Raw genomic sequence first — 15,522 nt, forward strand, 5'->3', positions numbered from 1 at the left:
CTACCCTCTACAAAGGGGCGATTAGCCCCCATATCCCTATTCCAACTCCAAGACCATCACGCCTCGCGCGGGCACTTGCAGTTTTTTAGCTAAAGTGTGGGCTTGCCCCGTGAGAATATCCTTCCCGCTAGTAGCTCCTTCAAGCATTTCAGCAAACCGCTCCCAGCCTAAAGCAGTTTCCTCCTGGTTTTTATTGAAGACGACCATCACTTTTTGCTCCTCGTCGTAGCGGAAGAAAACATAAGTGCCGTCTTCAGGCAGAAAATGGGTCATCTTGCCGAAGTGAACTGCTGATGCATTTTTGCGCCATTGCAATAATGTTTTAGTGAAATCCTGAGCAGCTATTTGCGCACTGGTTAGTCCTTTACCCGTGAAGGCATCTACCGGATCTCCTGCCCACCCGCCAGGAAAGTCGCGGCGTATATCACCATGATCACCGGCGGGATCGTTGCTCATCAAAATCTCAGTACCGTAATAAAATTGCGGTATTCCTCTTATGGTTGCAAAGTAAACCATGGCCATCCGGAAGAGGTCTTCGTCTTCATTGACTTGGCGGAAGATCCGACTCATATCGTGGTTATCAGGAAAAACCACGAGGTTCATTGGGTCAGCGTAGAGAAAATCCTGGGCCAGCATTTCGTAAGCCGTAATCCAGCCAGCCTTGAACGCTTCGTCTTCGTTCAGTGCTTTTACAAACGCTTGCTGCAAGGGGAAGTCCATCAAACTTGGCAGGTAGGAGGTGTACCCGTTAGGATTGTCTTTGCCTGCTTGCCAGTAGGCGACGGTGCTGGGGTTTTCAAACCACTCTTCGCCAACGATATTGAGGTAGGGAAACTCCTCCATCACGCGGCGGGTCCATTCGGCCATAAAATCCTCATCTGGATAGGGGTAAGTATCCATTCGGATACCAGCCAGCCCCAAGTATTCGGTCCACCAAATGCTGTTTTGGATGAGGTAGGTGGCCATGAAGGGGTTGCGCTGATTGAGGTCGGGCATGGTAGGAACAAACCAACCATCAGCGAACACTTTTTTATCAATGGCGGATGCATGGGGGTCTTGCCAAACGGTCTTGCGGTGATTGGTTTGGGTGTATTCCTCCCAAGTATTGATCCAGTCATCAGAAGGCAGGTCTTTCATCCACCAATGCTCCAGGCCACAGTGATTGACAATCATGTCCATGATGAATTTCACCTCTTTTTCACGACATTCCGCTACCAATTGTTGGTAGGCTTCATTGGTGCCAAAGCGAGGATCGACACGGTAAAAATCGGTCGTGGAATAGCCGTGGTAGGAATAGGTCGCCATATCATTTTCCAACAATGGGTTTACCCAAATTGCGGTAAAGCCGAGGTCGTGGATATAGTCCAGGTGCTGCCGCATTCCCGCAATATCTCCGCCGTGGCGACCACCTAAAGTTTTGCGGTTTGCTTTTTCACGCATGCCACTGACGTTGTCATTATCGGGGTTGCCGTTCGCGAAGCGGTCGGGGGTGATGAGATACAGCACATCGGCATTGTCAAAACCCACTCGCATGGCCGGGTCTTGGTTACGAGCCAGAAGCGACCATTTTTGTTGTAAAACCTCTTTACCATTTCTGGTAAATGACAACAAAACTTCTCCTGCTTTGGCAGCGGAAGTTATTTTTAGATCAATGAAGAGATAATTGGGGTTGCTTACTCTGGTTACGCGTTCGATATTCACACCTTGGTAGCGCGTTTCGGGCAATAGATCGCCTATATTCTTTCCGTAAACCAAAAGCTGCACCTTAGGGTGATGCATACCTATCCACCAATTGGTCGGTTCCACGCGCTCAATCGAGCTTTGCGATTGAAGACCAACACTTATCAAGAGTAGGAGGGAAAGGAAGGAGCATCTCATCGTTGCATTTTTTGTCTTAAAAGCGAAGCTGGACTTTAGCGAAAGTCAAGCTAAGATGAGAAAAATTGGTTAATTACAAGTACTTCCCAACAAGTTCTAATCTGGACTTTCGGCATTTCCCGAAAGTCGTAGAGCCTGTCTGACGGCAAGGCAGGCCCGCCTGGCTAGTCGGACAGGAGATTTCTGGCAGATGGTATGGGGATGCTAAAAAACCAAACGTACAAAAACTGTTAATTTCCAACCTCTGTGAAAACAGGCTATATTGGAAATTGATGCCTCCCAGAATCGCTATCCCTATACTCTATACTCTAAGGGCGCGAAGCAGCCCGCATCCTTCTACGGACTTTCACCGAAAGTCCAGTTAATCCGCGTTTTTCACGTTCAAGTCAAAGTCGTCGTACAGTCCTATTTGTTGATCGTTGCGCAATTTTATCAAATAAGCTACCTGCCCCGTGTGATAAGAGAGGTGCTCTACCGCGTGTAAAATGACACCCAATCCCGAGAATACAAACCCCTGTACCTGGCGCTCGCGCAGTAGTTCTTCCTCCTTGCACGCACGCACTGCTGCACAAGCCTGGTCAATGGTGGTACTTATTTTATCGAGTAATTCCTCCTTGCTGAGCCCACCTGATGCACTAAATTCCAGATCGCGTTCCCGCACATCCGGTTGTTGGGCGAGCGAAGAAAGGACGTACTGACCGATGTTTCCGCAAAGGTGCAGGATGATGTTGCCTACGCTATTGGAAGACGCATTGGGGCGTGACCAAATGTCTTCCTCCCTCAGTTGCTGGAAACATTTGGCGATATGCACTTTCTTCTCCTGGAAGCGGAAGATGGCTTGGTCTTTGAATTCTTGTTGGATCGTATTCATCGCATTGCTCCGTAACTGATGACTATCCCTCCCGTAAAGTAGCCATATTCAATAATAAACTTCACCCATCCGTATTTTACTTCCCCTGAAGATCCTTGTTTGAATAAAATATACTTTGGGGTTGTCGAATCGAAATTGCCGGGAAGAACAGGATTTTTTGTCAATAGAATAGTGTTGTTGGTCCAGTTCGCAGAGGAGGGTATTGTCTCTCCTTCTTGGTAATCTTGCACCATGAAGTCGGCAAAAATCTCCACCGAAAAAGTATCGTATTCCATCAGTTCTTCTTCCGTGTATTGATCACAGGGCCGCCCGTCAATATATCCGTAAAAATGTATCGTATCTAGCCCATCAATTCCTGAAAAGTATCTTCGGCAATATTCGCGTTCCACATAAACCTGACTAATGCTGTCTGTGATTTTTATTGGTCCCACTTGAATTTCCCCTCTTGGCGGGCCAGCGATCCCGTAGGACTCATCAATAAATTTAAAGTAAACATCGTCTTCTCCGTCCTTGTTGATGTCCAATGTCTCTGTAAATTCGCCACGAAACGCCGCGAATCGTCGATTTACAAATTTATTGATAACACACGCTCCTCCATCCTGCCCGATCGTTGGCAAAGGAAAGGTATCGCAGTTTACAGCGGGCTGTACGGGCATGGATGGCGTGCTGTCGATGGTGTCTTCACAACTAAAAAGTACTGTCATCAGCAATAAAGGAAGAAGGTGTTTTTTCATAGCACGCTAGATTTTAGCCAATAAAAATTGCAGGTGACTTGGCCAAGGGCTTTCACTCATCTAAACTAGAATAAATCTAGCTACCGTATAATTGTGGATAGATAGATTTGTGTCAGCTAAACTTCAAGGTAGCTTTTTACCCTACCAAAGGGTGCTTGTTGCCCTTGATCTGATTGACCATCCCGCCGTAGATCATCTTCTGCGCGCCGGGGCGGGTCACAAAATCATGGGGGAAGCCTAGGTCAATGCTACTCACTTCGTCTAGTTGCTGCATTTGTTCGGCACTGATGGTTACGTCAAGTGAGCCAAGGTTGTCTTTCAATTGTTCCAGGGTACGAGCACCAATGATAGGGATGTGCCCCTGTTGGCTGATCCAGGCGAGTGCGACTTGAGCCGGAGAAACTTCCAGAGATTTGGCGATCTCTACCACTTTGGCAGCGATGTTGTAGTTGCGCTCGTTGAGGCGATAGGAGGTGGTACCTTCCATGCGGCCGCCCGAGCCTTTGCCGTCATCTTTGTTGTACTTGCCAGTGAGAATACCGGCTGCGAGAGGGCTCCAGGCGACAACCCCTAGGCCTAGTTCTTTACTCATTGGCAGCAAATCACGTTCGGGGGTACGTTCCGTGAGGTTATATTCCAATTGGTTGCCAATAAAGCGTGACCATCCTCTAAATTCAGCGATGGTATTGGCACGCGCTGTTACCCAAGCTGGCGCATCACTAATGCCGACGTAAAGGATTTTTCCCTGAGCAACCAGATCGTCCAGTGCCCGCATCATTTCTTCAATGGGCGTGAGGTAATCATAAGCATGTACCCAGAGCAGGTCTATATAATCGGTATTGAGGCGGCGCAGGCTTTGCTCTACCGATTGTACCAGGTTTTTGCGGTGGTTACCACTATTATTGGGGTTGTGAGTGGTATTAGAAAGAGTGTATTTGGTGGCCAATACGACGTGGTCGCGATCAGCGGATATGAGGTCAGCCAGGATGCGTTCACTGCTGCCTTCGGTGTAGACATCTGCGGTATCAATAAAATTGCCGCCTGCTTCCATGAAGGCATCGAAAATTTCTTTAGCTGTGGCAGCATCGGAGCCCCAGCCCCACTCTTTGCCAAAAGTCATGGTACCTAAACATAAGGGAGAAACGCGCAAGCCGGAATGGCCGAAGAGTTGATATTTCATGGTATGGAAGTATTAATGTGAACCATCGCAGGCCATTAATACAACAAAGGAAAAGCAATTGTTTTGACTTATCAAATATTCAACGACAGGAAGGCATTTTATCACTATACCCTTGCCCCACCATCTTTTTTACGATCAGTCGATGAAAGGGCGCAATTATTTTCATGTAAATCTTCCCAAAGGTATTGTTCAGCTGAACCAGCGTGGTAACTTTTATATTATTGGTTGCTGCGGGCGTCTTATGAATTCCTACACGAAACTTTAAGTGTTTATCATCCGCACCCAAAATGACCTCTTCCTCACTGAGATCGTATATTTTGAAAAAGCCGACGTAACCACCAATGGCGAAGTCTTCATTGTAATCAGAAGGCATTTTCGTTTTCAAACCAAAGAAACCGACAAGCTTATTTCTCAACTCAAAGAGTGCAATAATCCATTTCGATTTCAACGTGAAAATACGTTTGGAAATCTCTTCCAGATCATTTTCGTGGTTGGTGGTAGAAAACGTATCTGCAAAATCGAGCGACTTAAACAACTTACGGGTCTTTTCCGTCAGGAAGACTTCCTCCTTTCTGCTTACGAGTGTATTGCTCATTGACGTTTGTTTTATAACTCCCAGAATGACCTCGGTCTGCGTAGTACCACCTGATAGTCGCGCACGGTATGCCAGATATAGACCATTGCGCAAATCGCCAGCAGCAATTTTCCAAAAGTAAAGAACAAGGCCAATACCAATAAAACCGGTGCCAACAGCAAGTAGGGCTTGCGGCTGTGGTGCTTATAATCGAGCCATAGCTCAAGCGCACTGCCTGTTTGCCACAACCACAACAACCATAGCAAGCACAAGGCCAATACCACACTGCTGGTAGCCCAGGCTGCAAGGCTGCCGATGGCCAACAATAATTGCACCCAACTGTCTATTTTTAATCTCGTTCTGCTAATCATAAAGTTCTTGTTCTTTTATTACATCGTAACAGAGCTTGGCATAGTAAAAGGCAAAGATCAAAGGAATGATCATTAAGCCTATAATTGCAATAACTCTCAAAAACGTGCTGTCTAAACTGTATTCTAGTATAGCAAACAAGCCGTAGAACACAAATAAATAACCTAGCGCAGCGGCCAGGTAAACAAGCTTTTTGCGGTTTCCCCGAATTCCCCCAATCAACGCACTCAATAATTGATAGCTTCCCAGAAAAAAGCCAATAATCATGACTAACATGATTATTCCAGTATCAAACAGCGCAACTATACCCGCCAAAAGGGACAATACAATTAGTAATGCACTTATCCCGAAATCCAGTTTCAAGATACCCATTGATGTGTATCGGGGGCTCCTTTTTATCAGGGTTCCTGTTTCCTCCAAAGGCGTATCCAAAAGATCTTCGTTAGCGTCCATAAGGTTGATGTTTTTTTATGATACAAGTGGGTGTTTTTTGAATGCTTACTCAAAGATAAACCTTTCTATCAAAACTTTCAATAATTATTGAAAATAAATTACGCGCATTTCTCCTCTGAAAAAACCAAGCCTTGTTTTTGAAAAACTTGAACAAAGGATTGTATGTTTACTATTGCAAGCAAGACTTAAACAACCCCTAAGCTGATTGCAAAACCAGCCAGAAAAGTAAATCATTTACCATGGATAAGCTTCCCAGCACCGAACAAGTAAGTGCCATCATACGCAGCCGTAGTTCTATTTTTCCTGCCATGTATACGGATGAACCAATTAGTGAAGAAGTAATCATGGATCTTCTTGAAAACGCCAATTGGGCCCCTAATCACAAGAAAACTGAACCCTGGCGCTTTAAAGTCATCCGTGGTGCTGCCCTTCAGCGGTTGGCTGATTTTATGGGGAGTACTTATAAAAGCATTACTCCGCAGGAGTCCTTTTCTGAAATGAAGATGAAAAAATTATCTACAAATCCGATTAAGGCGAATACGGTCATTGCGATCTGTATGCAGCGTGACCCAGCGGAATCTTTACCAGAATGGGAGGAACTCGCCGCCACTGCGATGGCTGTACAAAACCTTTGGCTATCCGCTACGGCGTACGGGTTAGGAGGCTACTGGAGCAGTCCTGGCTTGATTGCCCACCTGGGGCCATTTCTAAATCTAGCCGAGGGAGAGCGCTGCCTTGGCTTGTTCTACCTGGCACACCACCAGGCACCTGAGATTCCTCGGGAAAGGGGTGATGTCGCCGCCAAGGTGAAATGGATGAAGGAATAGTATCCCCTTAAGACAATAGTAACACTATCTTCCTAATTTTACTTACCTTTGCGAACTGCTAAACCAAAGCAAAGTTAATTTGGAAAACCAACGGGCAAATGAAAGCAGGTCAACCCTGTGTTTTCCCGAAGATTTATAACTTAAAGGGCTTCTCCATCACCGATGGGGGGGCTCCTCTATTTTACAAAACGACGACTTTTTAAACAGTAGAATTATGGGTCAAACAATTATGTACACTATCCCTGTATTTGGGATTCTCGCCTTGCTGTTCATGGCTTGGCGTTCCGCATGGGTAACCAAACAAGAAGAAGGTACGGAGCGGATGAGCCGTATCGCTAAGAACATTGCCGATGGTGCGATGGCCTTCCTCAAAGCTGAATACCGCGTGCTGGCTATTTTTGTAGTTGCTGTAGCTATTTTGCTGGGCGTCACGGCCAATGCCGAGAATTCTAGCCCTCTAGTTGCTGTTTCTTTCGTGCTGGGAGCTATTTGTTCTGCCCTGGCAGGTTATTTCGGTATGCGTATTGCTACCAAAGCCAACGTGCGTACCACCAATGCTGCTCGTACCAGCTTGGGTAAAGCCCTGGAAGTAGCCTTTGCGGGCGGTTCTGTCATGGGAATGGGCGTAGTAGGATTAGGTGTACTTGGACTCGGTACCCTGTTCATAGCTTATGATGGTATGGGCTGGGATATCAACAAAGTGATCACCGTTATCACTGGTTTCTCCTTTGGTGCATCTTCTATTGCACTGTTTGCCCGTGTAGGTGGTGGTATTTACACCAAAGCTGCCGACGTAGGTGCTGACCTTGTAGGTAAAGTAGAAGCTGGTATCCCTGAAGATCACCCGCTGAACCCTGCTACGATTGCCGATAACGTAGGTGATAACGTAGGTGACGTTGCGGGTATGGGCGCCGACTTGTTCGAGTCTTTCGTTGGCTCTATCATTGGTACCATGGTATTGGGTGCTGCGTTCATCGCAGTAATAGATCCTACTGTAGCTGATCCTAACAGTGCAGAAGCATTGGTATCAGGGGCCAGAGAATTCATGTCGAACAACGACTTCAATGGCCTCAACGCCGTTCTGCTTCCTTTGCTACTTGCGGGGGTAGGTATTGTAACCTCAATCATCGGTACTTTCTTCGTAAAAGTAAAAGAAGGTGGTGACCCACAAAAAGCATTGAACCGTGGTGAATTCATCGCCGCAGCACTGATGCTGATTGCAACCTTCCTGATCGTCAACTGGATGCTTCCTGAAACTTGGACTATTGGTAAGGATACCTTCTCCGCTATGGGTGTTTTCTGGGCAGTTATCTTTGGTCTGGCCGGCGGTTTGTTGATCGGTATCGTTACCGAATTCTACACCGGTACGGGTACCAAGCCGGTACAGAGCATCGTCGACCAGTCGGTTACGGGTGCTGCAACCAACATTATCGCTGGTTTGGGTGTAGGTATGCAGTCAACGGCTATTCCTATCCTTATTTTGGCAGTAGCCATTGTAGGTTCTTACTCTTTTGCTGGTCTTTACGGTATCGCGATTGCAGCGGTAGGAATGCTTTCCAATACGGGTATCCAGTTGGCCGTAGATGCTTACGGACCAGTATCTGACAATGCTGGTGGTATTGCCGAAATGGCAGATCTTCCTAAGGAAGTACGAGGCCGTACGGATAAGCTGGATGCGGTAGGTAACACTACTGCGGCGATTGGTAAAGGTTTTGCTATCGGTTCTGCGGCTCTTACGGCACTGGCACTGTTTGCGGCCTTCATCACTGCTTATAACCTCAGCCACCCTGATGCTCAGCTGACTAATGGTATCGACCTGACCAGCCCTTACGTCATGGCTGCTTTGTTTGTTGGGGGTATGCTGCCTTTCTTGTTCTCTGCCCTCTCTATGGGAGCTGTTGGCCGTGCGGCAATGGACATGATCCAGGAAGTACGTCGCCAGTTTGCCAATATTCCTGAATTGAAAGCTGCACTTGCCGTAATGCGGAAAAATGATGGTGCTGACTACAAAGATTGGAACAAAGCGGATCAGGATACTTTCGACGCTGCCGACGGCAAAGCGGAATACGACAAGTGTGTAGAGATTTCTACTGCTGCTTCGATTCGCGAAATGGTACGCCCCGGTTTGTTGGCAGTACTTGCCCCTGTGGTGGTAGGTCTTACGCCTGGTTTATTAGGCATTGGCTCTGGTAGCTTATTGGGTGCCCAAATGCTGGGTGGTCTACTCGCCGGTGTAACCGTTACCGGTGTACTCATGGCCATCTTCCAGTCTAATGCTGGTGGTGCCTGGGACAACGCCAAGAAGATGTTCGAAGAAGGCGTTAGCATCAATGGCGTTATGCACTACAAAGGTTCTGACGCACACAAAGCAACCGTAGTAGGGGATACTGTAGGTGATCCGTTCAAGGATACTTCTGGTCCTTCCCTCAACATCCTGCTGAAGTTGATGTCAGTAGTCGCGTTGGTCATTGCACCAATGTTGTAAAGGTATTTGGTACGAGGTTTGGACTTTGGAAGGCTTTAGCCAGAAAAAGGAATAAAGTTGGTAGTGGGGTGTTAACTTAGAGTATGAAAAAAAGACCCACCCCCTCTACCAACAGCTTATGGCTACAGCCCTACCTAGAAGGAGAGCTTTGGCAAATCTTATACTGAGCCTATCGAGCAATACTCATTATGATAGTATCGCTGAGCTGAGTTTAAATCCTGTTTATCAGCATCAATATGCCAGTCTTTATGACGTATTTGATGAGTTATCCAAAGATGAAGAATCTTTTTCATGTTTGCAAAAACTTGTGAGTCAATTTGTCTTTAAAGAGTTAGGTCAGATAGTAAAAGGAATTGGTGATAGTTCATTGCCCTTGGTCGTAAGTACTGACGTGACGCCGTGTGAATACACTCATGCCCAGAGCTTACCTGATCGTCAGGCCATTGTTCTACCTAATGGAGCCGGCCAATCCCGGACTAATTTAGGTGTGGGCTATAATTTGAGTTCCCTGAACTTGTCTTCCTTTAGTGGTTCATGGAGTTTGCCCTTGGATCTGCGGCGGGTAAGGCTTGATCAGACGGCCTCCCAATGCGCTCAAGAGCAGTTGACTGGACTGTTAAGCGATCATGAGGGCATCATTGATAACACCCGTTTGGTGATCCATTGTGCCGACAGTGCCTATGGGAATAGTGCTTTTCTAGCTCAACCCTATAAGGATCACCCCAATCTAGTGAATATCGTTCGACTAAAGCATGGCTCCAAGGTCTTTAAGCAGTATGAGCGGACAGCTAGTTCAAACCCATTGCAATACTTTGGCGAGCAGAGCTATTTGATTATGGACTCGGATACCAAATCATATAAACAAAAGAATAGTAAGCAATTTTATGACGTAGAACGTAAGGCCATCAGTGAGACGCAAGCCGATGAGTCTATTGTGGTGGAAGAAATCATGGGACGTCAGTCCCGTCCAGTAATGGTTACTATTGAACGGTGGAATAATTACCTGTTACGCTCTAAGAGTGGTCAGTCGATGAAAGAACATCCCATTGATTTGCTACGTATTCGGTGTATTGATAAGAGCACAGGGAAGCCGGTTTTTAAACGAGAACTTTATCTGGCTATCAGTGGTGAGCGTAAAACAGAAGTGAGTAGCATCATGGGCAGACAGTACTACCGCTCGCGTCAAGATATTGAAGCCTTTTTCCGAACGGCAAAACAACACTTTCTACTAACTAGATTTGCCACCTCGGTACAGCAACACTTGGATAACTTTCTTCAAGTTGTTATCTTGGCTAGTTATGTGGCATTTTTGAATGCCGATCAAGTAGACAATCAACCTATTCACCCATGGGAACGATATCAGCCAAAAAAGAAAAAAATAAACGGGCGGGTGACCATGACACAGTCTATCCGCAAAGCCCAAGCCTACTATTGTACTTTGGACTTAAGTGACCTAAGCCCTCCAAAGTCGAAGGGAGGAATAGGAAGACAAAAAGGACATCAACTTACCCCTAAAACAACGTATAAAGTGGCTCGTAAACCCAAAAAATGAGCTTACGAGCCACTTAATCTACATCGCAGGGCAGTTTTAGGAACGATTTTCTGAATCTTGAAACATTCGGAAAGCTAAAGCCTTCCAAAGTCCAAACTTGGTATTAGAGATAAAACGATCCCGAGGACGGCAGCTGCTATCTTCGGGATCGTTGTTTTTAAACGCTATATGCCTATGTGGTAAACCCTAGTCCTCCCTCCTCTTCTCAAAATACCGATCCGTCAATTTCTTGATCGTCCCCGATAGCAATACCAGCGCCAATACGTTGGGGATCGTCACAAAGGCTAGCACCAAATCACCTAAGCCCCAGATAACGTTGAGTGCCGTGATCGCCCCCACAAAATGCATGATCACATAAATCACCTTGTAAGGCATGATCCCTCGCTCGCCAAAAAGATAATGCACACAACGGTCGCCGTAATAGCTCCAGGAAATAGAGGTCGAAATACCGAAAAGAAACACACACAAGCCTACAATCACACTGCCCGTAGTTCCCAAAACCGAAACGTAAGCCAAGCGAGTGAGCGGCGCACCATTCTCCACGGCCTGCCCGTAGAGTTCCGTTCTCTTTTCTCCATTACTCAAATAGGCTAGGCCTTCTGCGGTAGAGATGGTACCCGTGAAGGGCGTTTGTTGCTCCATGTCTACATAAAGCCGTGCCACTGCTACTTCGTGCCAGGCCAGTTGGTAAGCTTGTTCTTCTTTGGGGACGCCATCTTCGTAAGCTAATTCTTCCATTATGGCTTGTTCTTCCGCCGATAAGGCAAGCCCCTCCGTATTGACAATGCTCATATCACCACCACTCAACGCCAACGTAGTGGGAGTTGTGACCGACCATACACCCGTTGAAATAATCACCAAACCCGTAATCGTACAAATCACAAGCGTATCAATAAAAGGCTCAATCAAGGCAACCACTCCCTCAGAAGCAGGCTCTTGGGTCTTGGCCGCCGAATGCGCAATCGGTGCCGAGCCCTGCCCCGCCTCATTCGAGAACAACCCTCGCCGGATGCCCCACATCATGGTTTGCAAAAATACGCCTACTCCCGTACCAGCCACTCCGGCGGTAGGGTTGAACGCCTCGGTGAAGATCAACTGAAACGCAGGGAGAATACTCTCCGCATGAATAAAGAGCACCGCCAAGCCACCGCCCACATAAAGCAGCGCCATCACCGGGGCAATGATGCTCGTAACCTTACCAATACGCTGAATGCCCCCTAGAATAACCACCCCCACCAGTATACTACTGAGGAGTCCCGTCCAGGCCGGCGCAACGCCAAGCTCGGTCTGCGCCAAATCCGCAATAGAATTGGCCTGAATGGCATTTCCCGAAAGGAAGGCCGTCAGCATCAAGGCACCAGCGACCAGCATGGCCACGGGTTTCCAGCGCGGCCCCAAGCCTTTTTCGATGTAATACATAGGGCCACCTGCGATATTACCTTTAGCGTCCACTTCGCGAAAGTGCTGAGCCAGGGTTACTTCGCCATATTTGGTGGCCATACCCAGCACGGCGGTCACCCACATCCAGAACAGTGCCCCCGGTCCACCCCAGTGAATAGCGATCGCGACCCCAGCGATATTACCAATCCCCACCGTGGCCGACAAAGCCGTCGTGAGCGCCTGAAAATGACTGACATCACCAGGATCATCCGCATCGTCGTACTTGCCACTGGCCACAGCCACCCCGTGAGCAAAGCGCCGAAACTGAATCAGCCCCAGCCTAATCGTAAGCCACAGGCCCGTACCCAATAACATGGTGATCATTACCGGCTGCAAAACCGCATCCAGCATTTCTTTGAGTTGTTGTAAGTCCATTTTTTTGCTGGCAATATCCCGTAGCCAGCGGGCAGAAATGGGCTTTCTCAGAAATGATCAGAGAGGATGTCAGAAAGAAATTGGGATTTGTCAGTAGGTGTCGGTAGTGAGTTTTGAGTAGAAATCGTCTATTGATGGAGATATATTGGTGCTATTGAAGGAAATACAGTACTTCTTCGCTTAAAAAAACATCAACGTGCTTTAGCTTTTTTTTAATCTCATATATTTTCTCTGAACCCATCCTCAATTTGATGATTACCTTCCAGCCTGCAGGAACTTCAGTAAACTCCTTCCCATATTGTTGTGTAACAAAAATTAATTTAGCATTTATATCCTCAATTATAAATGCGGAATCTATTGATTTTAAATCCTTGAATACATGACCTGTAGGTATAGTCTCCTCTGCAAAAGAAGTTACTAAAAATAGCTCATTTTCTAGGAGTTGATTAAGTCCAAGTATTGAACAAAGTTTTTCTGATGCGATTCCTTCAATAGTAATTAAGGGATTCTTCTGACTAGTCATTTTATTCTTTAGAGTTGTTTGAGGTGAGCTCGGATTCTCTTGATCGCGCAATTACTAGGCTAGGTTATTTCCCATTGATTACGATCATCTACCGGGTCTGGAAGTCTTGCCTCAAGCCATTCTGCTGTTAGCATTGGAGTGAAATTTTTATTAGTATTTTCAATTACCCATGACAAAAAGACCTGAGGCCCTCCATTCAGATAAGGTGGAGGAGAAACTGGATAAAACAAACTAGGCAAAGGTTCTTCCGTCGAAAGATAATTAAGAACATGACCAAGTTCTTGAACTACATTCCATGAAAGTGGATCAGCTGTTTCGATGGAGAACTTTACCCACCATAAGTTATCCTTAACGCCGAAAGACATCTCGTTTCTAACCGCAGGAGTTCTTTTTAAAAAAGCCAATAATGGTTCGAAATCTTTTCCTGACATATTTTTTTATTAAAGCAGTACGAGGATGATAGACTGACCCCCCCACTCTTTTTATCACATAGCCACAGAGAAAGCACTTCCAATGATACGTACTCAGTAGCTGATCTGGTGGACTAGGAGTAAGGAAATACAATTCCTGGAAATTCGTATTTGTTTAACTCAGTATTATACAAAGGATTTATCGATTCAATATCCTCTAGCTCTAACTCACTTTCAAGCCATTTAATTACCGCTACGTATATACCCTCTAACTGGTAGTCACACAGATTAAACTTTATAGCATCTAGATTAAATAAGATACCGGTTTCGCCAACAGATGCAACTTTCGTTGAAATAACTTCCTTTTTAAGTAGGATTGCGTGTCGTACGAAACGGGATTCAGGCTCTGAAAGAAAAGATTTGAGTTGATCTGAAAATTTAAGAGATATGGTAATTCCTTTCCATGCCCCGATAATATTCTTGCTAGACGGTGATGATTCGAAAAACACGATGTCTCCTATTATATCAATAGCGATACCCCAGGACGCTTTCAATAACCTATATTCAAATGTTTTGCTCATCATTTTCGAACTTCAGTTTAGCCACTGTATCGCTGAAAGAGTACTTCCATTTCTCTTCGAGATCGTTTTTCAAACCTCTAATAACCCAAAAAGACCTATATATTAAAACCTACCCAACAACCTCCTCCACCCCCAACCGCAACCGAATATGTCGCTGCTTACCATACTCAAAAAGGCGGTCCTTGAGCCATAGCTTATGTTCATCATTGGCGTCGGGGATAGCTTGCAGGATGTTGCCCAGCAGGCGATTGATCTCGTTGTAATCTTTGATATCGTAATGTTTGCCGTTGCTCGACTTGGGCTGAATTTCTAACCAGCCCTCTTGAGGGGATTCCTTTCTACTTTCGGCAAACGTTTGTAGCAAGGCATAATTTTTTTCGGTGAGCAGCAGGCGTTGCCCCTTCAAGTAAGGCGGGAGATAGAGAATAACTTCGTACAGCCATTTGCTCCCTTCTTTTCTTTGATTAAACAACAAAAAGCCAGTGGTATGGGCTTCTTTTGCCGTCGTTTTTGCCAACTCTTCCACCCAGCTCAGGGCCAGGGCAAAAAATAGGGTGATCAGTATGCTTTTGAAGGTACCATTGAGGAGCATCTTGTAAAAGGGTGCATCCGTGAGCTTAAAGATTTGCGCCAATAAGGTGAAAGCGATGGAAAACACCGCTAGGTAAGCCAAAAGCCTCAGACCTCGTTTCTCAAAAGAATTCCAAAAAGTAAGGCCCAAAAAGAAAAGGGTAAATACCGCAAAAGCAAGGTCAATCGTGTAGATAAACTCGGCTTTGACCGGCACAATCCAACCCGCCAGCATCAGGAAGGTAAGGATACTGGCAAAGGTAAAACTGACGCCCACTAAAATCCGCCACGAATCAGATTGAACAACGGGCTTTATCAAACGTGGCAAGTGCCGAAAACGAGGCAAGGCCAGTAAAATAAAAGCACTGTTGAAAATAGACAACATACTTTTCCAGCCCTCAAACCGCAGGTGGTTGGCAGCACTTCCGGCAATGGTCTGTGCCTGTGCCACCTCTACCCAACCCGACATGCCCCAAACCAGCACCGAAATCGATAGCCATAAAAGGCCAGGATCGCGTTGTCGCAAATCACTGCTGCGGGTAACATGGTGCCAGATAGCCAACAAAGCTACCCCAGCGAACGTACAAACACCGATCTGTCCGTAACCGTAAAATAATTGCAGCAAAGCTTCTTGCGTCATGATTCTGACCTTGAGGTAGTCTGCCTAAAGGTACGATATTAAGGTATACCGTCTTAATTT

15 protein-coding genes are annotated in these 15,522 nt (G+C 46.2%); 3 read left to right on the forward strand and 12 right to left on the reverse strand.

Annotated features, from left to right (window positions below; genetic code table 11):
- Positions 1 to 36: 36 nt before the first annotated feature.
- The 7 genes from AB0L18_RS07220 to AB0L18_RS07250 form a co-directional block, all read right to left on the reverse strand.
- On the reverse strand, positions 37 to 1,878 hold the full coding sequence (locus AB0L18_RS07220; RefSeq protein WP_367391915.1) for a glycoside hydrolase family 13 protein: 1,842 nt from the start codon (positions 1,876 to 1,878) through the stop codon (positions 37 to 39).
- A 361-nt stretch (positions 1,879 to 2,239) separates the two neighbouring features.
- Positions 2,240 to 2,749 carry a DinB family protein gene (locus tag AB0L18_RS07225; protein WP_367391916.1) on the reverse strand — a complete coding sequence of 170 codons (510 nt, stop codon included), beginning with the start codon at positions 2,747 to 2,749 and terminating at the stop codon, positions 2,240 to 2,242.
- Positions 2,746 to 3,483, reverse strand: coding sequence for a hypothetical protein (locus tag AB0L18_RS07230; RefSeq protein ID WP_367391917.1), 738 nt, complete (start codon positions 3,481 to 3,483; stop codon positions 2,746 to 2,748). The genes AB0L18_RS07225 and AB0L18_RS07230 overlap by 4 nt, the downstream gene beginning before the upstream one ends.
- A 136-nt stretch (positions 3,484 to 3,619) precedes the next feature.
- Positions 3,620 to 4,663: an aldo/keto reductase gene (locus AB0L18_RS07235; protein WP_367391918.1), complete on the reverse strand. Its 1,044-nt coding sequence runs from the start codon at positions 4,661 to 4,663 to the stop codon at positions 3,620 to 3,622.
- Positions 4,664 to 4,742: 79 nt separating this feature from the next.
- Positions 4,743 to 5,258: a DUF2867 domain-containing protein gene (locus AB0L18_RS07240; RefSeq protein WP_367391919.1), complete on the reverse strand. Its 516-nt coding sequence runs from the start codon at positions 5,256 to 5,258 to the stop codon at positions 4,743 to 4,745.
- Between the two features lie 11 nt (positions 5,259 to 5,269).
- Entirely contained in the window at positions 5,270 to 5,608 is a 339-nt protein-coding gene (locus AB0L18_RS07245; protein ID WP_367391920.1) for a hypothetical protein, read from the reverse strand.
- A complete protein-coding gene (locus AB0L18_RS07250; RefSeq protein WP_367391921.1) occupies positions 5,601 to 6,059 on the reverse strand; it encodes a hypothetical protein in 459 nt (152 codons plus the stop codon). Before AB0L18_RS07250 ends, AB0L18_RS07245 begins: the two co-directional genes overlap by 8 nt.
- A gap of 239 nt (positions 6,060 to 6,298) precedes the next feature.
- Between AB0L18_RS07250 and AB0L18_RS07255 the strand changes: the two genes are divergently transcribed.
- The 3 genes from AB0L18_RS07255 (at position 6,299) to AB0L18_RS07265 (ending at position 10,923) form a co-directional block, all read left to right on the forward strand.
- Complete coding sequence (locus AB0L18_RS07255; protein WP_367391922.1) at positions 6,299 to 6,886, forward strand: nitroreductase; 588 nt, start codon at positions 6,299 to 6,301, stop codon at positions 6,884 to 6,886.
- Positions 6,887 to 7,100: 214 nt separating this feature from the next.
- Entirely contained in the window at positions 7,101 to 9,371 is a 2,271-nt protein-coding gene (locus tag AB0L18_RS07260; RefSeq protein WP_367391923.1) for a sodium-translocating pyrophosphatase, read from the forward strand.
- Between the two features lie 118 nt (positions 9,372 to 9,489).
- Positions 9,490 to 10,923, forward strand: coding sequence for a hypothetical protein (locus AB0L18_RS07265; RefSeq protein WP_367391459.1), 1,434 nt, complete (start codon positions 9,490 to 9,492; stop codon positions 10,921 to 10,923).
- 186 nt (positions 10,924 to 11,109) lie between these two features.
- On the opposite strand, the gene AB0L18_RS07270 is transcribed toward AB0L18_RS07265, so the two are convergent.
- The 5 genes from AB0L18_RS07270 to AB0L18_RS07290 all read right to left on the reverse strand — a co-directional run bounded on the left by AB0L18_RS07270 (position 11,110) and on the right by AB0L18_RS07290 (position 15,462).
- The gene (locus AB0L18_RS07270; RefSeq protein WP_367391924.1) at positions 11,110 to 12,738 is read right to left on the reverse strand and encodes an alanine/glycine:cation symporter family protein; all 1,629 of its coding nucleotides are present in this window, start codon (positions 12,736 to 12,738) and stop codon (positions 11,110 to 11,112) included.
- A 151-nt stretch (positions 12,739 to 12,889) separates the two neighbouring features.
- Positions 12,890 to 13,261 carry a hypothetical protein gene (locus AB0L18_RS07275; protein WP_367391925.1) on the reverse strand — a complete coding sequence of 124 codons (372 nt, stop codon included), beginning with the start codon at positions 13,259 to 13,261 and terminating at the stop codon, positions 12,890 to 12,892.
- A 59-nt stretch (positions 13,262 to 13,320) separates the two neighbouring features.
- The gene (locus AB0L18_RS07280) at positions 13,321 to 13,692 is read right to left on the reverse strand and encodes a hypothetical protein (RefSeq protein ID WP_367391926.1); all 372 of its coding nucleotides are present in this window, start codon (positions 13,690 to 13,692) and stop codon (positions 13,321 to 13,323) included.
- A 113-nt stretch (positions 13,693 to 13,805) separates the two neighbouring features.
- On the reverse strand, positions 13,806 to 14,255 hold the full coding sequence (locus tag AB0L18_RS07285) for a hypothetical protein (RefSeq protein WP_367391927.1): 450 nt from the start codon (positions 14,253 to 14,255) through the stop codon (positions 13,806 to 13,808).
- A gap of 106 nt (positions 14,256 to 14,361) precedes the next feature.
- Complete coding sequence (locus AB0L18_RS07290; RefSeq protein WP_367391928.1) at positions 14,362 to 15,462, reverse strand: hypothetical protein; 1,101 nt, start codon at positions 15,460 to 15,462, stop codon at positions 14,362 to 14,364.
- Positions 15,463 to 15,522: the final 60 nt, after the last annotated feature.

The organism is Lewinella sp. LCG006, assembly GCF_040784935.1.
In the GTDB taxonomy this organism is placed as follows: Bacteria; Bacteroidota; Bacteroidia; order Chitinophagales; family Saprospiraceae; genus Lewinella.